Source organism: Deinococcus aerolatus, assembly GCF_014647055.1.
Classification (GTDB): domain Bacteria; phylum Deinococcota; class Deinococci; order Deinococcales; family Deinococcaceae; genus Deinococcus; species Deinococcus aerolatus.
This window is the reverse complement of record NZ_BMOL01000003.1, coordinates 149,105-171,050: the sequence shown is the minus strand read 5'-3', so window position 1 is coordinate 171,050 and position 21,946 is coordinate 149,105. Positions and strand designations below refer to the sequence as shown.

Annotated in this window: 21 protein-coding genes and 1 tRNA gene; 12 read left to right on the top strand and 10 right to left on the bottom strand. The window is 67.5% G+C overall.

What is annotated here, in order from left to right; genetic code table 11:
• The first annotated feature begins 50 nt into the window (after positions 1–50).
• From IEY31_RS05260 to IEY31_RS05245, 4 genes are read left to right on the top strand one after another with little or no spacing between them, the layout of a single operon-like run.
• Positions 51–302 (top strand): indolepyruvate ferredoxin oxidoreductase subunit alpha, encoded by a 252-nt coding sequence (locus IEY31_RS05260; protein ID WP_188969704.1) that lies wholly within the window; start codon positions 51–53, stop codon positions 300–302.
• The gene (locus IEY31_RS05255) at positions 299–754 is read left to right on the top strand and encodes a group III truncated hemoglobin (RefSeq protein WP_188969702.1); all 456 of its coding nucleotides are present in this window, start codon (positions 299–301) and stop codon (positions 752–754) included. The genes IEY31_RS05260 and IEY31_RS05255 overlap by 4 nt, the downstream gene beginning before the upstream one ends.
• Positions 751–1,053 carry a cupin domain-containing protein gene (locus IEY31_RS05250; protein ID WP_188969700.1) on the top strand — a complete coding sequence of 101 codons (303 nt, stop codon included), beginning with the start codon at positions 751–753 and terminating at the stop codon, positions 1,051–1,053. Before IEY31_RS05255 ends, IEY31_RS05250 begins: the two co-directional genes overlap by 4 nt.
• A gap of 11 nt (positions 1,054–1,064) precedes the next feature.
• Positions 1,065–1,763, top strand: a complete 699-nt coding sequence (locus IEY31_RS05245) for a Crp/Fnr family transcriptional regulator (protein WP_229723335.1) — start codon at positions 1,065–1,067, stop codon at positions 1,761–1,763.
• A gap of 82 nt (positions 1,764–1,845) precedes the next feature.
• On the opposite strand, the gene IEY31_RS05240 is transcribed toward IEY31_RS05245, so the two are convergent.
• Complete coding sequence (locus tag IEY31_RS05240) at positions 1,846–2,445, bottom strand: hypothetical protein (RefSeq protein WP_188969697.1); 600 nt, start codon at positions 2,443–2,445, stop codon at positions 1,846–1,848.
• Positions 2,446–2,593: 148 nt separating this feature from the next.
• Here IEY31_RS05240 and IEY31_RS05235 point away from each other — a divergent pair, with 148 nt between their 5' ends.
• The 3 genes from IEY31_RS05235 (at position 2,594) to IEY31_RS05225 (ending at position 6,527) form a co-directional block, all read left to right on the top strand.
• Positions 2,594–3,568 carry a polyprenyl synthetase family protein gene (locus IEY31_RS05235; RefSeq protein ID WP_188969695.1) on the top strand — a complete coding sequence of 325 codons (975 nt, stop codon included), beginning with the start codon at positions 2,594–2,596 and terminating at the stop codon, positions 3,566–3,568.
• Between the two features lie 303 nt (positions 3,569–3,871).
• Entirely contained in the window at positions 3,872–5,116 is a 1,245-nt protein-coding gene (locus IEY31_RS05230) for a Glu/Leu/Phe/Val family dehydrogenase (protein WP_188969693.1), read from the top strand.
• Between the two features lie 88 nt (positions 5,117–5,204).
• Entirely contained in the window at positions 5,205–6,527 is a 1,323-nt protein-coding gene (locus tag IEY31_RS05225; protein WP_188969692.1) for a Glu/Leu/Phe/Val family dehydrogenase, read from the top strand.
• Positions 6,528–6,811: 284 nt separating this feature from the next.
• Here the strand turns inward: IEY31_RS05225 and treS are convergent, their stop codons facing one another.
• Positions 6,812–8,470, bottom strand: coding sequence for a maltose alpha-D-glucosyltransferase (treS, locus tag IEY31_RS05220; protein ID WP_188969690.1), 1,659 nt, complete (start codon positions 8,468–8,470; stop codon positions 6,812–6,814).
• Positions 8,471–8,683: 213 nt separating this feature from the next.
• Positions 8,684–8,757 (bottom strand) — tRNA-Gln (locus IEY31_RS05215).
• 349 nt (positions 8,758–9,106) lie between these two features.
• Here IEY31_RS05215 and IEY31_RS05210 point away from each other — a divergent pair.
• The gene (locus IEY31_RS05210; protein WP_188969688.1) at positions 9,107–11,014 is read left to right on the top strand and encodes a 30S ribosomal protein S1; all 1,908 of its coding nucleotides are present in this window, start codon (positions 9,107–9,109) and stop codon (positions 11,012–11,014) included.
• A 261-nt stretch (positions 11,015–11,275) separates the two neighbouring features.
• Positions 11,276–11,872: a TetR/AcrR family transcriptional regulator gene (locus IEY31_RS05205; protein ID WP_373289115.1), complete on the top strand. Its 597-nt coding sequence runs from the start codon at positions 11,276–11,278 to the stop codon at positions 11,870–11,872.
• Between the two features lie 134 nt (positions 11,873–12,006).
• Here the strand turns inward: IEY31_RS05205 and IEY31_RS05200 are convergent, their stop codons facing one another.
• From IEY31_RS05200 to IEY31_RS05190, 3 genes are all read right to left on the bottom strand, one after another.
• The gene (locus tag IEY31_RS05200) at positions 12,007–12,951 is read right to left on the bottom strand and encodes an acetyl-CoA carboxylase carboxyltransferase subunit alpha (RefSeq protein WP_188969684.1); all 945 of its coding nucleotides are present in this window, start codon (positions 12,949–12,951) and stop codon (positions 12,007–12,009) included.
• On the bottom strand, positions 12,948–13,802 hold the full coding sequence (gene accD / locus IEY31_RS05195) for an acetyl-CoA carboxylase, carboxyltransferase subunit beta (protein WP_188969682.1): 855 nt from the start codon (positions 13,800–13,802) through the stop codon (positions 12,948–12,950). Before accD ends, IEY31_RS05200 begins: the two co-directional genes overlap by 4 nt.
• A 113-nt stretch (positions 13,803–13,915) precedes the next feature.
• Positions 13,916–14,413, bottom strand: a complete 498-nt coding sequence (locus IEY31_RS05190; RefSeq protein WP_188969680.1) for a LapA family protein — start codon at positions 14,411–14,413, stop codon at positions 13,916–13,918.
• Positions 14,414–14,541: 128 nt separating this feature from the next.
• Here IEY31_RS05190 and cutA point away from each other — a divergent pair, with 128 nt between their 5' ends.
• The gene (gene cutA, locus IEY31_RS05185; protein WP_188969678.1) at positions 14,542–14,853 is read left to right on the top strand and encodes a divalent-cation tolerance protein CutA; all 312 of its coding nucleotides are present in this window, start codon (positions 14,542–14,544) and stop codon (positions 14,851–14,853) included.
• Between the two features lie 128 nt (positions 14,854–14,981).
• On the opposite strand, the gene IEY31_RS05180 is transcribed toward cutA, so the two are convergent.
• From IEY31_RS05180 to IEY31_RS05170, 3 genes are all read right to left on the bottom strand, one after another.
• Positions 14,982–15,320, bottom strand: coding sequence for a cupin domain-containing protein (locus IEY31_RS05180; protein WP_188969676.1), 339 nt, complete (start codon positions 15,318–15,320; stop codon positions 14,982–14,984).
• 94 nt (positions 15,321–15,414) lie between these two features.
• Positions 15,415–18,900, bottom strand: a complete 3,486-nt coding sequence (locus IEY31_RS05175) for a diguanylate cyclase domain-containing protein (RefSeq protein ID WP_188969674.1) — start codon at positions 18,898–18,900, stop codon at positions 15,415–15,417.
• Positions 18,901–19,132: 232 nt separating this feature from the next.
• Positions 19,133–19,564 (bottom strand): hypothetical protein, encoded by a 432-nt coding sequence (locus tag IEY31_RS05170; RefSeq protein WP_188969672.1) that lies wholly within the window; start codon positions 19,562–19,564, stop codon positions 19,133–19,135.
• A 300-nt stretch (positions 19,565–19,864) separates the two neighbouring features.
• On the opposite strand from IEY31_RS05170, the gene IEY31_RS05165 reads away from it, so the two are divergent.
• Positions 19,865–21,010, top strand: coding sequence for an AI-2E family transporter (locus IEY31_RS05165; RefSeq protein WP_188969670.1), 1,146 nt, complete (start codon positions 19,865–19,867; stop codon positions 21,008–21,010).
• Between the two features lie 42 nt (positions 21,011–21,052).
• Here the strand turns inward: IEY31_RS05165 and IEY31_RS05160 are convergent, their stop codons facing one another.
• The gene (locus tag IEY31_RS05160; protein ID WP_229723334.1) at positions 21,053–21,553 is read right to left on the bottom strand and encodes a hypothetical protein; all 501 of its coding nucleotides are present in this window, start codon (positions 21,551–21,553) and stop codon (positions 21,053–21,055) included.
• Between the two features lie 55 nt (positions 21,554–21,608).
• Here IEY31_RS05160 and IEY31_RS05155 point away from each other — a divergent pair, with 55 nt between their 5' ends.
• Positions 21,609–21,926 (top strand): hypothetical protein, encoded by a 318-nt coding sequence (locus tag IEY31_RS05155; RefSeq protein WP_188969668.1) that lies wholly within the window; start codon positions 21,609–21,611, stop codon positions 21,924–21,926.
• The last annotated feature ends 20 nt before the right edge of the window (positions 21,927–21,946 follow it).

Below are 21,946 nucleotides of genomic sequence, written 5' to 3'. Positions count from 1 at the left end.
GGTTGATCTGGGTCATGGCAGACCCGCCACCGGTCTGGCACACTCGGTCCATGACCCACATCATCACCAGCCCCTGTATCGGCACCAAGGACGCCTCCTGCACCGAGGTCTGCCCAGTAGAATGCATCTACGACGCCGGCGAGCTGTATCTGATTCACCCCGACGAATGCATCGACTGTGGGGCGTGTGTGCCGGCCTGTCCGGTCAGCGCCATCTTGGCCGAGGAGGCCGTGGTGGGCTGGATCACCCACCTGAAGCTGGGCGCCAGCGTGCTGCTGTGCGCCGCCGTGGGAGCCGCATGACCGGCCCGCTGCTGCTGACCGCCGGGGGCGAGACGCTGTTTTCGCGCATCGGCGAGGCCCGGCTGCGGGCGCTGCTGTGGGGCTTTTACGCTGAAGTGATGAAAGACGAGCTGTTGGCCCCGGTCTTCAAGCAACGCGTCGGGCCTTTTCCGGGCGCAGGCTGGCCGGTGCATATCGCCCGGCTGGAGGGCTTCTGGCGAGCCGTGACCGGCGGTCCCAGTGCCTACCGGGGACAGCCCGGCCCGGCGCACAGCGATCTGGGCGCGGGGGCCGAACACTTTGACCGGTGGCTGGCCCTGTGGGAAACGGCGCTGGCCGAACATCTCGGTCCGCCCGAGGCTCAGGCCATGCTGGTACTGGCCTCACGCATGCGGGGATCGCTGCAACGCTTCGCGCTGGCCGGCGCGTCCCCGTCCTTAACCCAGACACACCTAACCCAGAGAGTCCAATGACCACTGAACAGCCCCTTCCTGCCCCAGACATCCAGCGCGCCGCGCCCCCACAGGTCATGGCGGTCACCCCCGGTGGACGCTCGCTGCTGTTCACCCTGGAGCCTGGACAGGGCATCCCGCCCCACCGCCATCCCGGCAGTCAGGTGCTGCTGGCCGTGCTGTCCGGCGAGGTCGAGGTCCGGGCGCCGGACATGCAGGTGGCGCGGGCCGGAGAGGTCCTGGTCCACGACGGCGACGGATCCATCAGTCTGCTGGCCCGCCAGTCGGCCCAGGTGCTGGTGACACTGCTGACCAGGTAAAGCGTGACAGCATGGGGTTCGTGACTGCCCGTGCCCTCTCGCTGCTCGTCCGCGCGCCCATCTTCCAGGGGGCCGAGGACGCGGATCTGCAGCCGTTGGCCGGGCTGGCGACCTTCTCGCGGCTGTCGCGAGGGCAGCATCTGTTTCAGGCGGGGCAGACGATCGAGTCGCTGTACATCGTGGCCTCGGGCAGCGTGCGGGTCTACCGCCTGTCGCGTGGCGGGCGGCGCGAACTGACCCTGCACGTCGAGGGGCCGCATCAGGTGGTGGCGGGGGGCGCGGCCTTCCAGAGTCGGGCGATCTACCCGGCGCATGCCCAGGCCCTCCACAGTCCCACCGAGATGCTGACCCTGCCGGTGGACGCAGTGCGGCACGCGGTGTTCAACACACCAACGCTGGCGCAGGCGGTCATCGCCTATTTCGCGCGGCGGCAGGCCGAACTGCTGGGGCGTCTGGACACGCTGATCTTCAGCGAGCTGGGCGAGCGGCTGGCCGCCTACCTGCTGGAACATGCCGCCGCGCCGCATGCCCTGCCCACCAACTCTGACCTGGCCGCCCTGCTGGGCACCGTGCCGGAACTGATCAGCCGCAAACTGGGCGAGTTCTACCGCCTGGGCCTGATCGTGTTGGAACGCCGCACGGTGCGGGTCAGCGACGCGGCAGAACTGGCCCGGCTGGCGGGAGGCATAGCCAGGGAGGCGGGGCACTGAATGTTCCAGTGCCCCGCCTCGTGTTGGTGTGTCGCTGTGTGTGCTCTGGCCCGTGTCCGGCGCTTCTGGGCTGCCGGTTGGCCTAGCGGCCGTCCTGGCCGGCCCGCTCGCTCTGTAGCCGGCCGCCGCCGACCACGTCGTCGAGCCGGATTGCCCCATGCTGGCGCATCAGGCTCAGGGCCTCGTCGGCGCGGGCGCTGCTGGCGTTGCGGGCAATCACGATGACGTGGCCGTCATTGATGCCGGCGTTGAACTTCTCGGCCTGCACCGGGGGCACGCCCATACGGCGCAGCAGCGCCACGTAGTCGCCGTGATCGCTGCCCGCCAGAGAGCCGAACATGCCGCCCAGGAACAACCCGCCGATGACGCCGTACATGATGCCCAGCAGGCCACCCTCCTGATAGATGCGAGTGACCGGAAAGATCAGCAGCAGCAGCCAGATCGGAACGGTCAGGGCCAGACTGGCCAGCACGCCCCCAATGGCCCCGCGAATTACGCTGGCTGACCCGGCCGGGGCGCCCGCCTCGGGACTGACGCCGGTGGCCTGCGCCAGGTCCTCTTCAGCCACGGCGTCGCTCAGGGCAAAGCCCAGATGATCGCGTTCAAAGCCGCGAGATTTCAGCGCTTCCAGAACCACCTTGGCCTGGCTCGGTTCACGAAAGAGGGCAACGACACTTTCCATACCTGCATGTTTACCATGCGGCGGCCCGGATTGGGGAGGGACAGGCAGGTAATGTCCTTTACCTTCGGCCCTCTGGCGGCGCCCACGCGGCGGCGAGACCGCGCCGGAGGGTACGTTTGGCCCCCCCCGGTACTTCTATACTGTGGGCATGACCGGCGTCCTGGCTCTGAGCGTTCCCGATGCGGCCTTTGAGGCGCGTCTGCGCGAGGTGCTGCGCTCGCGGGTGGAGTTTATTGAGCTGATCGGTGACGATCTGGTGGCGGCCGGCGGCAAACGTGTCCGGCCGCTGCTGACACTGCTCTCGGCACAGTTGCTGGGCGCCTCGCCGTCGCGGCCCGGCTGGGACGGGGTGTTGGATCTGGCGGTGTGCGTCGAACTGCTGCACTCGGCCTCGCTGCTGCATGACGACCTGATCGACGATGCCGACACCCGGCGCGGTCAGCAGTCTGCCTTCCGGCGGTTCGGCAACGTGGTCAGCGTGATGAGCGGCGACTTCATGCTGGCGCGGTTGCTGACGCTGCTCTCGGGCATGAGCGGCGGCCCAGCCCTGACCCGCGCCTTCGGCGAGACCGCCAGCGTGATCTGCGAGGGCGAGGTGCTGCAATTTCAGGTGGCGGCCTACCAGGACTATGACCTGCCAAACTACCTGACTGTCATTCACGGCAAGACGGCGGCCCTGACTGAGCTGGCCGCCAGCGCCCCGGCCACGCTGCTGGGGGCGGACCTGGGAGCCCATGAGGCACTGGGCGTTTTTGGGCGGGAGTACGGCCTGGCCTTCCAGATGCAGGATGACCTGCTGGACCTTGCGGGCACCGAGCAGCAGATCGGCAAGCCGGTGGGCGGCGACCTGCGTGAGGGCAAGGCCACCTACCCGACGCTGCTGCTGCTGGACGGGCCGCACGGGGCCGAGGTGCGGCGCATTCTGGAGCGCCGTGCCGAGCGTGAGGGTGACGTGGAGCGCGTGCGTGAACTGGCGCTGTTGATGGGGGCATTTGACCGCACCCGCAAGGAGATTCGCCGCCGCGCCGCCCTGGCCGTGGACGCCTTGCACCTGTTCCCTGCCACGGAGGCGCGGCAGGCGCTGGAAGCGCTGGCCCGCCGCGAGATCAACCGCGCCCACTGAACGGCCCACCCTGTCCCACCTGGATGGACGGTTGACAGGGTGCCTTACATTCGCCAGATATACCGGGTGACGGCCTCATTTGTAAGCGCTGGAATCGCTTCAGCTGAGGTCTTTGTGCGCGGCTCATTTTGCCGGGTTGACGGGCTGGGCACGCGAGGTTAGAACGGGGAGACGACATTCCCCACGCCGGACCGTTCATGGGCTTCCCATGTCCTGCCGGGCCTGTTGTCTATGCGTGTATCCTCCAAAGACACACTTCGTTGCACCACGGCCGATCCGCTCATCCACCCAAGGAGACCCCACATGCGGGCATCAGGACTCAACTGGCAGGGCCTTATGGAACAGCTTCAGCAGGCGCTGCCCCACTGCGACGTGACCGATCAGTCGCTGGCCTATTTCAAGTATCCCAAGCGTACCGTGACCATGAACCTGCCGGTGCGGATGGACGACGGCACGGTCCGGGTGTTCAAGGGTTTCCGCACCGTTCACAGCACCGCGCGCGGCCCGAGTATGGGCGGTATGCGCCTCAAGGAGGGCCTGAACGCCCATGAGTGCGAGGTGCTGGCCGCAATCATGACCCTCAAGGCGGCGGTGGCCGATCTGCCGCTGGGCGGCGCCAAGGGCGGCGTGGACGTCGATCCCTCAATGCTCAGCCCGCACGAGACTGAGGGGCTGGTGCGCCGCTATACCTCCGAGATCGTGGAACTGATCGGGCCGCGCACCGACATCCTGGCCCCTGACGTGGGCAGCGACGCCCAGATGATGGCCTGGATGATGGACACCTACAACCAGAACACCGACACCACGGTCAACGGCATGGTGGTGGGCAAGCCGCTGCAACTGGGCGGCAGCTACGCCAGCAAGGATGCGCGGGGCCGCAGCGCCGCCCTGGTCACCGCCCGCGTGTTGCAGGAGGCCGGGCGCACTCTGCACCGCGCGCCGTGCGCCGTCTACGGCTTCGGTGACGTGGGCCGCAAGGCCGCGCAGACGCTGGCCGCCGAGGGTGCGATGGTCATCGCCGTCAGCGACCAGAACGGCGCAACCTTCGCCAGCGGCGGGCTGGACCTCGACGCCCTATCGCAGCACCGCGAGATGTTCGGCACCGTGCAGGGCTTCGCCACCGACATTACCGTGGACGAGCTGCTGGAGCTGGACGTGGACGTCATGATGCTGGCCTACGACTACGGCGCCGTCAACGCCAGCAATGCCCACGCCATCCGCGCCAACTATCTGGTGGAGGCCACCAACCGCGCCGTGCTGCCCGAGGCCGAGCGCTTTTTGAAGGAGCGCGGTGTCATCGTGCTGCCCGATCTGGTGGCCAGCCTGGGCGGCGCGGTGGTCAACTACCTGGAGTGGGTGCAGGACGCCAGCAACTTCTTTTGGACCGAGGAGGAGATCGAGGCCGCCATCGACGAGCGCGTCGACGCCGCCGTGGACACCGTGATGGAGTTCATGCGGGCGCACGGCCTGGATCTGCGGACCGCTGCCTACGCGGTGGCCCTCAACCGCCTGCACAACGCCACGGTGATGCGTGGGGTCTATCCATGAGCGGCTCTGGCGTTGTGCGCGCCGCCTCCACATCCTCTGTTCTACCCACCCCACGCCCCACGCCCCAGCCCTCCAAAGGAGCTTCCGCATGACCGCCACCCAGGATTCCGATCACGTCAACCAGAAAAAGTACGGCGCCCACGACATTCCCAGCTACCTCGACCCCAACCACATCGGGCCGTACGAGATCTACCTGGAGCAGGTGGAGCGGGTCACGCCGTACCTGGGCAAGCTGGCGTACTGGGTGGAGACCCTCAAGCGGCCCAAGCGCATTCTGGTGGTGGACGTGCCGATTCATCTGGACGACGGCACCGTGGCGCACTTCGAGGGCTACCGCGTACAGCACAACACCTCGCGCGGCCCGGCCAAGGGCGGCATCCGCTACCACCAGGACGTGACCCTGAGCGAGGTCATGGCGCTCTCGGCGTGGATGACCATCAAGAACGCTGCCGTCAACCTGCCGTACGGCGGCGGCAAGGGCGGGGTCCGGATCGATCCCCGCAAGTACAGCACCGGGGAAATCGAGCGCCTGACGCGCCGCTACGCCACCGAGATCGGGCTGATCATCGGGCCGGAAAAGGACATCCCCGCACCGGACGTGAACACCAACCCGCAGACGATGGCGTGGATCATGGACACCTACTCGATGAACGTGGGGCGCACCTCCACGGGCGTCGTGACCGGCAAGCCCGTGTCGCTGGGCGGCTCGCTGGGCCGGGCCGACGCCACCGGGCGCGGCGTATTCGTGACCGGCGCAGAGGCCATGAAGAAGCTGAGCCTGCCGATGGAAGGCGCGCGTATCGCCATCCAGGGTTTTGGCAACGTGGGCGAGGCCGCTGCACGTATCTTCCACGGGCACGGCGCAAAGATCGTGGCGATTCAGGACGTGACCGGAACCATCCACAGTGAGGCGGGGATCGACCCGGCCGCCGCGCTGGAGCATCTGCGCCGCACCGGCAAGATCACCGAACTGCCCGGCAGCGAGGAAATCCAGAAGGACGAGTTCTGGAGCGTGGACTGCGACGTCCTGATTCCTGCCGCGCTGGAAAACCAGATCACGCTGGCCAACGCCGACAAGATCCGCGCCCGCCTGATCGTGGAGGGGGCCAACGGCCCCACCAACCCCGCCGCCGACGATCTGCTGTCCGGCAAGGGCATCACCATCGTGCCGGACGTGCTGGCCAACGCCGGGGGCGTGACGGTCAGCTATTTCGAGTGGGTGCAGGACTTCAGCTCGTTCTTCTGGACTGAGGAGGAGATCAACAAACGCCTGGACCGCATCATGTCCGAGGCCTTCTTGAGCCTGTGGGACGTCAAGGAAAAGCACAACGTGACGCTGCGGACGGCTGTGTACATCGTGTCCTGCACGCGGGTTCTCGAAGCGCGGGCGTTGCGTGGCCTGTACCCCTGAGCGCTGCTTTTACTGAACCTGCCCTCTCCGTCATGGAGGGGGTTTTTCAATTCATACGGGCTCCGATTGAATCGTTTGCAAAACGATGAAAATCCGAGCGAAGCGAGAACGAGTAGAACGGGTTCCGGGAGTGGAGTTAGCAAACCGGCGCCCTCCCGGTTTGCTAACGAAACAGACGGAATCCGTATCAGGAATGCTGCACACAGGCCCAGGCAGGGCAGCGGCGAGAGAAGAATGAATCTCCTCCCGCCGCATCTGCCCGGGCTGATGCTCTCAGCCGCCCCTCAATTCAGGCGCAACCAGTAATATTCGTGCCGTCCCATGATGATCGTGTACGACGCGTTGTTCACGGGGGGGAACGGACTCGCGCCGGACAGCGTGACTGGGGTCCGGCCGACATGATCGCTCAGGTCCAGGGTGGCGGCCTGGGCGTTGGCGGCAAAGTTGCATACGATCAGGAGCGTCTCGTTGTCGTGGCTGCGGGTGAAGGCCAGCACCGAGGCGTTGTCGGTGTCCACAAATTTCAGGTCGCCGTGGGCAAAGGCGGGATGCTGGCGGCGGGCCTCCAGCTGACGGGAGGTCCAGTGCAGCAGGCTGCCCGGATCGCGTTCCTGGGCCTGCACGTTGACGCGCTGGTAACCGTACACCGGATCGCTGATCGGCGGGAAGAAGCAGTCTGAGGGCCACGCGGTGGAAAAGCCGCCACTGATGCCCGCGTTCCACTGCATCGGGGTCCGCACGCCGTTGCGGTCGGCCAGTCCCAGATCGTCGCCCATGCCGATCTCGTCGCCGTAATACAGGATCGGGCTGCCGGGCAGGGCCAGCAGCACGCTGTTCAGCAGCTCAATGCGGCGGCGCTCGTTGTTCAGCAGCGGGGCCAGGCGGCGCCGGATGCCCACGTTGATACGCATACGCGTGTCGGGCGAGTACGCCGCATACATAAAGGCGCGCTCATCGTCATCCACCATTTCCAGCGTCAGTTCGTCGTGGTTGCGCAGGAAGGTGGCCCACTGCCCGAACGACGGGATCTCCGGCAGGCGGCCCATGATCTCGCGGATGCTGGTGGTGTCCTCCTTTTTCAGGCTCATGTACAGCCGGGGCATCACCGGGAAGTTAAAGCACATGTGGAATTCCGGGTCCTCTTCCGTGCCGAAGTACTCGGCCACGTCCTCGGGCCACTGGTTGGCCTCGGCCAGCAGCAGGCGGCCGGGGAATTCCTCGTCCACCATGCGGCGCATCCGCTTCAGGATCTCGTGTGTTTCGGGCAGGTTCTCGCAGTTGGTGTCCTCGCGCTCGATCAGGTACGGCACGGCGTCCACCCGGAAGCCGTCCACGCCGACGTTGAGCCAGAAGCGTGCAGCCTCCAGAATCTCCTCGATCACCCTGGGGTTGTCGAAGTTCAGGTCCGGCTGGTGCGAGAAGAAACGGTGCCAGTAGTAGCGCCCGCACTGCTCGTCACGGGTCCAGTTGCTGGTCTCAGTGTCGGTGAAGATGATCCTGGCCCCGGCGTACTCAGTGCCAGTGTCGCTCCAGACGTAGTAGTCGTGGTACTCGTTGGGGCTGCCGTCGGGCAGGGTAGGGCCGCGCCGGGCCGCCTGAAACCAGGGATGTTCGCTGGAGGTGTGGTTGGTCACCAGATCGGAGATCACCCGCAGGCCGCGCACGTGCGCCTGATTCAGGAAGAACTGGAAGTCCTCCATGGTGCCCAGGTCCGGGTGGATGGCCGTGTAATCGGCCACGTCGTACCCGTCGTCGCGCAGCGGGCTGGGGTAGAAGGGCAGCAGCCACAGGCAGTCCACCCCCAGGGTCCGCAGGTAATCCAGCTTACCGGTCAGGCCGGGAAAGTCGCCCTTGCCGTCACCGTTGCCGTCCGCAAAGGTGCGGACCGACAGTTCGTAAAAGACGGCGCTCTTGTACCATTGTGGAGGGGTGTGCTGGGTCATTGCCCCCAAGTGTAGGACACCTGCGCTTTGGAAGCGTTGCCACCCTGAAGCATGAAAGTTGGACTCACGTCTTTTAAAGCCAGCGTGCCGCACCGTTATGGGATCGGGTAACGTCACTCAGGCGGCCTGTAACAGGGGCCAGCCTCACGTCAGGTCCACCGTCAGGGACAGACACAACAAAAAACCCCGCCGGAAGCGGGGCCTTCTGTGTTCTGGTTGGGGCACAAGGACTCGAACCTTGATCGACAGTGTCAGAGACTGTTGTCCTGCCATTAGACGATGCCCCAGCGAGAAGAGGGGTGCTTTCCCACAGGGGAAGGCGACAGGAAGTATACCGGGGCGGTGCAGATGCGTCAAGCGTTCGTCTGCGGCCAGCCGGACTGTCTTCCAGGCGTGCCTATACAGGACCGTCCATCAGCGTTCTGTCAGGAAGCTGCGGCGGGAATCAATGGACTGCGTTCAGAGCGTGCTTGCCGCCCCCGCTTAGACTCTGGTACACTGACAGATGTTGCCGCGCCGTAGCGCCCGTGTCTTCCCCCGCTGAATTAAGCCTCAGAAGGCCGAAGGACGCACGGCAGCAGTTTACAGAAGCTGGCTGTCAGGCGAAGTTCTGCCAGCCCAGGAGGACAGGAGTTCATGGAAGACAACACCCAGACCCCCGCCGTGCAAAGCGGGACTCAGCCCACGACGGGCAACGAGACGGCCACCGACACCCAGGCAGAAGGCACGACCAACGCTGCCAGCGAAGTGGAGACCGCCGCCACCGAGACCCAGGCCTCCGAGCCTCAGGCCACGGAATCTGAGCCCGCGCCCGCGCAGGCCCCAGCCGCCCAGTCCGCCCCCCAGCAGGCCAGCGCCCCCGCTGCCCCTGAGGAGCGCGAGTACCCCGCCATGACCATGGAGGACATCCTCGCCAGTGAGGCGCAGGAGCCCCAGAGCGTCACGCGCGGTGACATCGTGGACGGCCAGATCGTGTTCATCGGTCAGGAAGGCATCGCCGTGGACATCGGCTCGAAGGTAGAGGGCATCATCCCCCTCAACCAGCTCGGCGATGAGCCGGTCACGCTGGAAGAGGCCCAGGGCATGTACAAGCCGGGCGACCAGATCGAGGCCTACGTCGTGCGCGTGGACCTGTCCAACAGCCAGATCGTGCTGAGCAAGAAGCGTGCCGATCAGGACAAGGGCTGGCGCGTCCTCGAGAAGATGCAGGAGGCCGACGAGGCCTTTGAAGTCGAGGTGCTGGAGAAGGTGCGCGGCGGTCTGGTGGCCCAGGTCGAGGGCATCCGTGCGTTCCTGCCTGCCAGCCAGGTCGATACCCGCCGGGTCAACGATCTGGACCCCTACGTGGCCAAGCCGCTGATGGTCAAGCTGATCGAGCTGAACCGCAAGCGCAACCGCGTGATCATCAGCCACCGCGCCATCATGGAAGCCCAGAAGGCCAAGGCCCGTGAAGAAACGGTGGGTCAGCTGGAACCCGGCGCGCAGTTCGAGGGCGAAGTGGTCGAGATCACCGATTTCGGCGTGTTCGTCAACCTCGGCGGCATCGACGGTCTGGTTCACCGCAGTGAGCTGACCTACGGACGCTTCAACCACCCCCGCGACGTGGTCACGGTGGGCGACAAGGTCCAGGTCCAGGTTATTGACGTGGACGAGGGCCGTGAGCGCATCAACCTGTCCATGAAGTCGCTGACCCAGGACCCCTGGGAAGGGGCGATCGACCGCTACAGCGTCGGTCAGCGCGTCAAGGGCAAGGTTACCAACCTCACTAACTTCGGGGCCTTCGTGGAACTGGAGTCCGGTCTGGAAGGGCTGGTCCACGTCTCTGAGATGAGCTGGACCAAGCGCGTGCGTCATCCCAACGAAGTGATGAAGGAAGGCGACGAGGTCGAGGCCGTCATCCTGCGCATCGATCCCAAGGACCGCCGCATCAGCCTGGGCATTCGTCAGACCACCGACGATCCCTGGAGCGCGCTGCCTGACCGCTACCCGCCCGGCACGCCGGTCAAGGGCAAGATCACCGGCATGACCGATTTCGGCGTGTTCATGGAGATCGAGGAAGGCATCGAGGGCCTGATCCACATCAGCGAACTCGATACCGCTCGGGTCAACAACCCGGCGGACCTGTTCAAGAAGGGCGACGAGATCGAAGCCATGATCCTGAACATCGATCCTGTCGAGCAGCGCGCCAGCCTGAGCCGTCGCCGCTTCCTGGGCGGAGGCGCACCCCCCGCTGCGGGCGGTGGACAGCGCGACTACGTCAGCCAGGGCGGCGGCAGCCGCAGTGACCGTTACGGCGGCGCTCCCGGTGGTGGACGCGCCGGCGGACGTGGTGGACGTGGCGGCGGAGCCGACTACAACTACAACGCCAAGGATGCCAGCCAGGGCGGCAAGATCAGCACCAAGCTGGGCGATGTGTATGCCGACCTGTTCGCGCAGTTCGGTCTGGGCGGCGACAAGAAGGATGACGCCGCTGGCACGGAAACGGCCAACGCTGAATCCGTTGACACCGCCAGCGACACCAAGACCGACGACACCCAGGCCTAAACCCTAGGTTCACCGTCAAACTGAGCACGAAAGAAGGCCTGGATGCGTCCGGGCCTTCTTTCGTGCCGTGTTGCGGGCCACTGTGCGCTGCCGGACGCTTCGAAGGTCGGCTGTGTAAATCTTGCGTCTGGGCTGCTGGAACCGCCACGCACTTGCCAGGATCTCGACATGGGAGTTCCGACCTGCATGGCTGGGAGCGCAGAAGATGGAAGAGAGCCCCTTCGGGTATCTGGTGGGCGGCAGACAGGTATCATGCGGGGCGTGACTGTGCCCACGCCGCCCACCTCTGCCCCGCCCACCGATACCACCCGCGTCCGTATCGGGCAGGAAGCCGCGCGGCTGTTCGTGGCGAGCGGCTACCACGGCGTCTCCATGCGCGAGGTGGCCGAGGCGGTGGGCGTGACCAAGCCTGCGCTGTACCACCACTATGCCGATAAGGAGGCGCTGTTCCTGGCGATGCTGGACGGCGCACTGGCCGGGCTGGCACGGCTGATTGCCCACGCCTCGGCCCAGAGCGGCCTGTCGGCGCAGCTGAACACGTTGGTGAGCGAACTGGTGGACAGCGCCCCGGAGCAGCGCGTGGGCCTGCAACTGGCCTCCGAACTGCGGCATGTGTCGGCTGCCCGCCGCCAGGCATTTGAGAATGAATACCGCCAGGTCTGGATGGGCGGCCTGAGCGCGCTGTTCGAGGCGGCCTCCGCGCGCGGTGAACTACGCACGGACCTTCCGCCGCAGATGCTGACGCGGGCGTTCCTGGCCATCATCTACCCGCTGGTGACCGGCACCCCTCCTGCTGATCCGCAGGGCACGGCGCGGGCCTTGCTGTCGGTGTATCTGGACGGGGCCTGTCCTCGCTGAGAAGGTCTGGTCACAGGGGAGAGCCGCAGCCTCCAGGGTGCTGGGCCTTTCCAGGGTCTCCCCCTGAGCGGTTTTAAAAGGACGGCGGGAACGTGGCTGCAGTTCGCCCGTCCCCGCCGTCGGTGGTGGACCGCCTATTTCTCGGTAAAGGCCCCCATCGCCCGGAAGCGCGCCGCACGTCCCTTCTTTAATTCCTGGGGCGACTGGGCCATCAGTTCAGCCAGATGACGGCTGACCGCCTCGCCCACGGCGGCGGCGGCCTCCTGCGGATTCAGGTGGGCGCCGCCGGTGGGTTCGGGGATGACCTCCTCGACCAGTCCCAGATCCAGCAGATCGGGGGCCGTGAGCTTCAGGGCCTCGGCGGCCAGAGGGGCCTTGCTGGCATCCTTCCAGATGATGCTGGCCGCACCTTCGGGGGAGATCACGCTGTACCACGCGTTTTCCTGAATCAGGACGCGGTTGCCCACGCCCACGGCCAGCGCGCCGCCGCTGCCGCCCTCACCGATCACAGTGCACACCACCGGCACGCGCAGGGTCAGCATCCGCCGGATACTCTCGGCGATGGCCCACCCCTGGCCGCGTTCCTCGGCTTCCAGGCCCGGATACGCGCCCTGGGTGTCGACCAGCGCCACCACCGGCAGCCCGAACTTCTCGGCCAGATCCATCAGGCGCACGGCCTTGCGGTAGCCTTCCGGGTTGGCGCTGCCGAAGCGGCGTTTGATCTTGGTCTTGGTGTCGCGGCCCTTCTGCTGCAGCAGCAGCATGACCGGCACGCCCATCCAGCGGGCCGGCCCGCCGATCAGGGCCGGATCATCGCCGAAGCGGCGGTCCCCGTGCAGTTCGGTAAAGCCGGTACACAGCTGTTCGACGTAGTCCAGTGCGGTGGGTCGGCCGGGCGCGCGGGCGAGCTGCACCCGTTCCCAGCGGCTGGGCGGGCCGCTGGCCTCGCGTAGCCGCTGAACTTCGACCCTCAGCGGCGAGATCGAGGCGTCCAGGTTCTGCCCGGTGCGCTCGGCCGTGGCCTCCAGATCACGCACGCGGGCTTCAAGTTCGCGCAGGGCCTCGGGGCTGCCGGTCACGCGCTGGCCTCGTAACGGGTCAGCAGGCCCAGCAGATTGGCCAGGTAGGGCCGCTGTTCGCGACGGTCCACCACGGCGTCCACCATACCGTGCGACAGCAGGAATTCGGCGCGCTGGAAGCCTTCCGGCAGGCTCTGGCGGATGGTCTGCTGAATCACGCGCGGCCCGGCAAACCCGATCAGCGCGCCGGGCTCGGCCACGATCACGTCGGCGATGGTGGCGAAACTGGCGGTCACGCCCCCGGTGGTGGGGTCCGACAGGATGCTCACGTAGGGCAGGCCCTGCTCGGCCAGGGTTTCAAGGGCCACTGTAGTTTTCGCCATCTGCATCAGGGACAGGGCGCTTTCCTGCATTCTGGCCCCGCCGCTGGCGGTCACGATGATCAGCGGCGTACCCTGCTCGGCGGCGTGTTCGGCGGCGCGCGAGATTTCCTCGCCCACCACGCTGCCCATACTGCCGCCGCTGAAGGCGAAATCCATCACGGCCAGCGTCACCGGCAGATTCAGAATGGTACCGCTGCCGCTCAGGATGGCGTCGGGCCGTCCAGTTTTGGCCTGGGCCCGTTCCAGGCGGTCGGTGTAGGCCTCGGTGTCGTGGAAGTCCAGCGCGTCCACGGGATGCACCCGGCCCGACAGCTGCGTGAAGCTGCCCTCGTCAAGCAACACGTCCACGCGCTGCGCCGCGCCCAGCCTCAGATGGTGACTGCACTTGGGACATACATAGGCGTTGCCCAGCAGGTCTCGGTTGTAGATGCTCTCCTTGCACTGAGGGCATTGGGTCCATAACTCTGGCACGTCCGAACCCGACTGTTGCTGCGGGCGGCGGCGGCGGAAAAATCGGTCAAGCGCCATGCGGTTCAGTCCTCCGGTCTTCAAATCCTTACTGGCGCATTCTAGCCGGGTGGACCCGGCGGAAATGCACCGGGTTCAGCAAAATGACGCTGAAACCCGGTGGGTGGACCGCGTCAGGGCTTCTTGTCTAGCCTGATTTCGGCGGGCAGGATGCGTTCCGGAGTTGCGTCGCCCAGCCTGCTTTTCAGGTAATCGTCCAGCGCCGCCAGCTGAAGGTTCACGTCGCGCTGCATCTCGTCGATGCGAGTGTGAACAGCCCTGAGTTCGGCCTCGGTGCCGCCGGTGCTCAAGGCGTTCAGGCGCGTGTCTAGGTGGCTGCGCAATTCGGTGAAGCGGCTGCCTTCCTGACTGTCCAGGCTGATCCGCAGATTTTCCATGTCGCGCAGCAGCTTGGCGCTGTCGGCCTGGGCGCGCAGGTTGCTGATGCCGGCCCAGAAGTAGAACAGAAGCGCCGCGAAGATCGCCGTGAGCAACATGATCAGCCCGATCGGCGCGGTGACGTACTGGACAAAACCCAGGTTCATGGGCGTGAGGGCCATCAGCGAGCTGAAATTCAGGACCGCGAAGATCAGGAGCAGCACGAGGCCGGCAATCAGGACAATTGTCCGCATGTCAGTCAGCTTAACACCCTGCCCCGGTGGCACCGTGCCCGTGAGGGTTGTGGGAACTTTTACGTTTCTGGCGTCGCCCTGCTGGAGTCACGATTCCTGGAAGGCGTCGGGGCGTATCCTGTCAGCCTATGTCCCTTGTCGTGTTGGTCACCCTGCCCCCCGAACGTGCGCATGATCTGGCCCGTACCCTGGTGGCCGAGCATCTGGCCGGTTGCGTCAACATCCTGCCGGGCGTCCACAGCGTGTACCGCTGGCAGGGCGATGTGGCTGAGGATCCTGAGAGCATGCTGCTGATCAAGACCAGCGGTGAGAAGTATCCCGAGCTGGAGGCCCGCATCAAGTCGCTGCACCCCTACGAGGTGCCCGAGATCATTGCGCTTCAGTATGACCGTGCCCTCCCGGAATTCCAGACCTGGCTGCGGGAGGCCCTGACTTCTTGAGTCACCAATTGGCGTCAGGCTGCTGCATCTGACAGTCAGCCTCCCCGCCCGAATCTCCTGAACATGAGCGGCCCCATCTCGAGAAGAGGCGGGGCCGGCATTTTTCTTTTCTCTGGCTACTGTTTACGTCAGCTGGATTGTCCCGGTGTCGTGACCTCCACGGCAGTCAGTGTCTCTGTCACGCGGTAGGTGTGCTGGACCCCCTGCGGCACACAGTAGCTGTCACCCTCGCCCAGCATCAGGGTCTGATCGCCGACGGTCAGCTCTACCTTGCCGCTGATCACGTAGCCCAGCGTCTCGTAGTCGTTGGAATGAGGCTGCTTGTCCCGGGTGTCGCTGGGCTGTTCGTTGTGCCACAGCCGCATGCTGCCGCGCTGCCCGGCCACCAGCTGGTGCTGGCCCTCGTCGCCGTGCCGGGTGTCGCTGCGGCTGACCTTGTACTGCTGGCTCTCACTGTTCTGGGTCATGGCCCCACTGTCCTGCCTGCCGCGGCAGTGGGCATGATGGGGGACTAAGTGGGCCTTCACCGGGTCTTCGCCACGCCTTCACCTGGGTTGGCCTTCAGTCCTGACTGTCCCCCACCTCTACGGGGTGAGCCGTCAGCAGGGTTTGCAGGGGAGCGTAGAAGCGGCGCACCTCGCCATTGGCCCCCGGATGCCCCAGCGCGAGGGCCAGCAGCCGGCGGGCCTCGGTGGGGCGGTCCTCGTCGTGGGCACAGGCGGCCAGCCCCCCCAGCAGCTCGGCGTGCAGCGAGGGTGCGTCCTGCTCGCTCACCAGTTTTTCCACGTCCAGGTAATGGGCGCGGGCCGCCTCAGTGCGCCCACACAGGCGCTCGGCGTGGCCCAGATTCAGCAGAATGTTGGCGATTTCCCAGATCTGGGCGGCGTCCTGCGCCTCGCGCAGCAGTTCCCGGCCCAGCCGGACGCTGCCCTCACCGTCGCCGCGCAGCAGCCGGACCCAGGCCAGACCCATGCGGTTCAGAATCTGGCCCTCGCGGTCAGCGTGATCCTCGTGCAGTTGCAGGGCCGCGCGCAGACAGGCGTCAGCGGCCTCCAGGTGCCGGTCTTCAGTCTCGATCAGGGCGGCGGTGTTCAGCAGCAGCGCCCGCCTCAGCGGGTCGCGTTCCGGCCCCAGCGCCGCCAGGGCGCGGGTGCTCAGGCGGCGGGCCAGCGGCAGCTGATCCAGGTAGATCAGGCAGCGGGCCTGTCCGTCCAGTGCCTGCGCCAGCAGTGCTGGGGCACGCCGCGCGGCGCCGCTGCGGGTCAGCAGGGTCTGGGCGTGCCGGTAGGTGTCCAGGGCCGAGCTGTACTCGCTGCGGCGGTGCAGGATGCGGGCCTCGGCCAGCAGGGCGCCGACGTGAAGGCGGGCCGACAGGCCCGGATTGGCCCGCACCGCCCTGGTCAGTGTGATGGCCGGCGCGTAGTCGCCCAGGTGTTGCAGCGTCCGCGCCAGCGCCAGCCTGACCTCGGCCAGACGGGTGCTGGCGCGGGGCGGCAGCACTTCCCCCCGGGCAGCCTCTTCACTGGTTGCTGCTTCACTGGCCCGCAGCAACTGTTCCAGATCGGCGCGGGCGTCCAGAAAATAGGTGCGCGAGATGCGGTAGGGGGTCAGGGCCATCACGGCGTCCACCAGGGCGGTCTCGGGGCCGGTTGCCGGCCCGCCCCGCAGCAGACCGGTCAGCAGTGAGCGCAGCGGCACGTAGGCGGTGTCCAGCCGTGCCAGCCACTCGCGGTGGTGGTCCGGGTCAGGGCGGGCCAGGACGCGCCGCAGTTCGGCTAGGGCACGGCGGCGGGCCTGGCGCAGAAAGGGCGGGGGAGGGGCCTGGGCAGCGGCCTCACGGGGCGCGGCAGCGTCCACCACGTCCAGCCCTCCGGCCAGACGGTACAGGGCCTGACCGACAGACACCAGATAGCCGTGCTCGCGCAAGCCGGCAAGGGTCAGCGGCGAGGCCCCGGTGACCGCCTGCGCCCACGGCAGGCTGAACACGTCGCTGAACAGGCCCAGCGCCGTCAGCGTGCGGCGTTCGGCCTGGCCCAGGGCCAGGCCGCCCGGTCGGGCCGCTTGAGCCGGTGACGGGTCCAGCAGGCCGTCCAGCAGCCCCCCCGAAGGGTCGATGCTCAGCACCCGCAGCACGTCCTGCAGCCGGTTCGGCTCACCGCGTACCCAGTCGGCGGCGCGGGCGGCGAGGGCAGGGTCCACCGCCTGGGGGTAGGGACGCAGCGCCTCGCGGACCACGTCCGGGTCCAGCAGCGGCAGCGCCAGCACCTGTTCGCCACGCAGGCCCAGCGGATGGTACGCGGTGATGATCATGCGGGTGTCTGGCGCGAAACTGAGCAGCCGCTCCAATGCGGCGCTCCCGACGCCCGGCGGCAGGTCATCGAGCAGCAGCAACGTGGGCCGCCGGGCCAGCAGGCGGCCCACGCTCTCCAGTCCACCCAGGTCTGCCGGCTGCCCCAGCAGGGTCTGCGCCAGCCGGCTCAGCAGCTCCTCGGTGCGGCCGATTCCGGCCAGCGAGACGGTCCACGCCCCGCCGGGCATGTGCGGGGCGTATTCCATCAGCAGCTGCTCGGCCAGCCGGGTGCGGCCCCGGCCAGCCGGGCCGGTCAGCACCACGACCGGCCCGCGCCCCAGGGCCGCCAGCGCAGCGTGAAACAGCGCGGCCCGACCCCACAGGTAGGGGCGGTTGTGGTAGGCGGGGCGGGGCAGATGCCTTGCCGCGCTCCACTGCCAGTCACCTCCAGCTCCGGCGCGTTCCGGCTCAGCCTCCACCAGCTGCGCTGGGTCCTCGTGACGCAGCCTGGCCTCCAGCAGCAGCGCCCCCAGCCAGCGCCCGATCTCGGCGGGAACGCCCCCGGAGCGCTGCGCCAGCCAAGCCTGCACCGGCCCGGCCAGTGGCCCCCCGGCCAGCCGTCCCCCCACCGCGCCGACCGCGCTGTCCGACAGCGGAAGCAGCTGGATGACGGGCGGGGCCGCCCCCGCATCCGGCGCACCGGGCAGGGGCAGGGCGGGTGACGGCTCGGGGTTGCCAGTCGCGCAACGGCCAATGACGCAGACGCGGGCGACGGCCCGCAGCGGGGCGATGGCCTCCAGGGTGTGCGGATCAAAATCCTCGGGGCGGTCCAGCAGCAGCGCCAGCGGCCGGTCCGGGTCGGGCAGGATGTCCGGCAGCCGCCCCAGCATGCCCCGGCCGGCGGCCGCGCTGCCCGTTCCCAGTCCGCCCGCAGGACCGTGCACCGGCGTGCCATTGAGGGTGGCGCTGGCCCACGCTCCGTACTGCCGCAGGCGCCGGCTGCGGGTGCCCTGGACCGTCACCGTCTGGTACCCGAGCAATTGCGCGGCCCGGTCGGCCACCCGCAAGAAGGCGCTCAGGCCACCGCCGGGGCCGGCGTGGACGTCCACGGTCACGCCACCGTCTGGGCGGTCCGGCGGTGACGTGTTCAGCGCGGCCTGCAGGTGTATGGTCAGCGCGGCCAGTGGCGTGTCGCGTTCCAGCAGGCGAGGATCCGGGTCCGGTTGCTCCGGCGCGTCATCGTCGCTGACCAGCCGGCCCCGGCCCCGCCGTTTGGCCGCGTACAGCCGCCGATCCACCCCGGCCAGCACGTCCTGGGGGGTGCGGGCCGCAGAGAGGCCGCTCACGCCGGCGCTGAGCCGCAGGGGCTGACCGGGCCGCACCACCAGCGCCGCCATCGCCTGCCGGACCCAGTCTTCCAGCTCCTCGGCGGTCACCGGGGCCAATACCGCGAACTCGTCTCCGCCCAGCCGGTAGGCCGCCCAGCCGGGCTGCAAACGGTCGCGCAGCGTTCCGGCAACGGCCGCGATGGCCGCGTCGCCAGCCGGATGCCCCAGGGTGTCGTTGATCAGCTTGAGGTGATCCAGATCGCACAGCAGCAGGCTGCCGGTGCCCTGCGCGCACAGGGCCTGAAGATGAACCAGAAACGCCTGACGCGTCGGCAACCCGGTCAGGTCGTCACGGTGCCCACGGTCAGGGCGCTCCGCGGCGGCGGCGAACTCCGCCGGCCAGCGGTCCCGGCGGCCCGCCTCACCCATGCGGGGACCGGCCCTGTCCAGGGCAATCAGGCACGCCGGGCAGGGAACAGTTCAGCGTGGTGCGGTTCATCACCCCTTCATGGTAACGTCTGCATCCGCACTGGAACGCAACAGATTGGGACGTGAAGGGGCCGCTCACTGGGTGGACTGAGTGCTGATCGAGATGGTGGGACCGTGAACGGGAGGAAGGCGGGAGCAAAGTCATGGCAGGGACTGATCGTCCTCTCCCCGCCTACGGGCGTTCCGTCACGGGCCGGGTCAGCCACGCCAGCCACACCGCGAACAGATTCGCCGCCCCGGCAGCCAGATGCCACACCGGCAATTCGCCCCCCACCGCCCAGGCCAGCGCGGACGCGGCGGCCAGCCCGTTGAGGCCCACCCCCAGGTGATATGTCAGCCGCTCGTGCGGGGTGTCGTACATGGGCGTGCGGGCATGGGGGTCTTCCATGGAGGTGATGGCCTCGACGTAGCGAATCAGGGTCAGGACGCCGTAGACCAGCAGCAGCCCGGCCAGCAGCATCACCGCCAGCCCCAGGTACCGGCTGACGTGCTCGTAGTCCAGCGCGCCCAACGTGAAATGGGCCAGTGCGCCCAGGACACTCATCACGGCCAGCCCCAGCGTCCGGGGCGTGCTGTAGTTGGGGGGATCACCGAGGGCAGGCATGGTAGGCACTTCAGCTTGCCGCCTGCGCGGGGGCCAGGGATGAGGAAGGGGTCATGCAGTCTGCAGATCGAACGACCCCGGCGTGGCGTCCATGCCGCCGGTGCTCCTTTCCTGGCCGAAGAAGGGCGGCGGAAGGTACGTTCGGTTGGCCTGCCCGGTGACGTACAGTGGGTGCCAGTGAACGCCAATGGATTTCCCCCTGACCCGCCCGGCCCTGACCGCCCAGACAGCGCCCGGCCTGCCGAGCCATCGGTGCTGCCGCCTCCTGATTCGGGCGGGAGCGCGGCACCGATCCCGGCAATGACATCAGCTCCCGCACTTACCCGGCAGCACGCCGGCTCCCCCCCTAACGCGTTCCATATCGTGTGGCGCAGTCCCTGGGTGCGGGCGGCCGTGTTCTTGCTGATCGCCTACCTGGCCTACCGGCTGGCCGGACAGATTCACACCGTGATCGTGGACTTTCTGGTGGCGTTTCTGATCGCGTATCTGGCCAACCCGCTGCTCGACTGGTTGCAGCGCGGGCGGGTGGCGCGTGGGCTGGGCGTGTTCTTTGTGGTGCTGCTGTTCTTCGGGCTGTTTGCGCTGGTGGGGCTGCTGCTGGTCACGGTATCGGGGCAGCTGATCATGCTGTTCAACAGGTTGCCGGAGCAGATCGGCACGCTGGGCGAGATTCTTGACCGCATGACGGCCTGGCTCACCAACCTCGGCGTGGGCGGTCTGACCAATGCCCGGGAGCAGATTATTCAGGGGGCGCAGAACTATGCCACCAACCTGGGTGACAATCTCGTGCCGCTGCTGCGCGACGCCCTGACGTCCACGGGGACGCTGTTCAACAGCGTGCTTCAGATTGGCGGCGTGGTGGGGCAGGTGGCGCTGATCCTGCTGCTCAGCATCTACCTGATGGTGGATTACAGCCGTGTCAACGCCACGCTGCTCGCCATCTTTCCGCGTCCCTGGCAACCGCGCGTGCTGGAATTCAGCAGTCTAATCGGCACGGCGGTGGGCGGGTACGTGCGCGGGCAGCTGCTGATCGCGGTGTTTATCGGCGTGTTCGTGTGGCTGGGCCTGACCATTATTGGCGTGCCCAGCGCCGCCGCCATCGGCTTTATCGCCGGGGCCTTCAACATCGTGCCGTACCTGGGGCCGATCATCGGGGCCACGCCGGCGCTGCTGTTGGCGCTGACCATGCCCAATGTGCTGTTGACCATGGTCTTCGTGGTGCTGGTCTTTGTGGCGGCCAACCAGATCGAGGGCAATTTCCTCAGTCCCTACATCCTGAGCCGCACCACCGACCTTCACCCGGTCACGGTGCTGGTGGCCATTCTGGTGGGCGTTTCGCTGCTGGGCTTTGTGGGCGCGCTGCTGGCCGTGCCGCTGGTGGCGCTGGGCAAACTGCTGCTCCAGAAGTACTACTACCCCAGCCGGCTCTACACCGAGGGCCCCTGACGCTGGCCGGGGGCGGCGGTTCGTCTGCTCCCCCCGGCAGGATCAACGGGGGCCGAACGCGCCGAGCAGTGCCGGCTCGTTCTGAGTGACGTAGGCGCGCGTCAGGAGCTTCAGGGTGTCCTGCTGGCCGGGCAGGATCAGCACGTCTTCCAGCCGGGTGCCGCGAGCGGGCCGCCATCCCTGGCCCTGCGGGGTGTTCACCTGTGACGCGCCCTCGCCGGCCAGGGCCTGGGCGGTGAACTGCGGGGCGCTCAGGGTCAGAAACCACGCCAGAGGCCGGGCGTCGCTGTCGTACTGCAGGACCACCTTCCGGGCAGGCAGCGGCGGCCTGCTGGTCCAGGTCGTGCGGCGCAGGCCACCGGGAATGCGCTCTTTCAGGTCCGCCTGCGCGTCGTAGGAGCCGGTGGCGGTGAACAGCAGGGTGGACACCAGATCCTCCGGGCCGCCCGCCGGACCGGCCTTGCGGCACGCTCCCAGGGAACACAGCGTCAGGGCGGCCAGCAGGGCGGGGGCCAGCTGGGGGATAGCAGCATGAAACCTCATCGCCCCAGACCATACGCCCACCAGGGAAACATGCACAGCCCGCTATCCTGGGCAAGTGTCCGCCCACCACATTGCCCTGCTCGTGACCGGCGCGTTGCTGGCGGTTCTCAGCGGGCTGGGCCTGTCCCTGCAACTCGGCTGGCGCCGGGCCGCCCCGCGCGCCGCGCACCACCTGCTGTTCTTTGCGGTCTGCGCGGGTGTCGTGGCGGGCGGAGCGCTGGCCTCCCGGGCAGGGGAGAGGGGGTGGGCGCTGCTGCCCGCGCTGGCGCTGCTGCTGCGGATGCCGCGCACCCGTCCGGGCCGGGCGAACCACTGGCGGCTGGCGCTGATCGGCGCCGTGGCTTACGCGCTGGGGGCCTGGGCAGCGTGGTAGGGGCAGAGATCTTCCCCGTG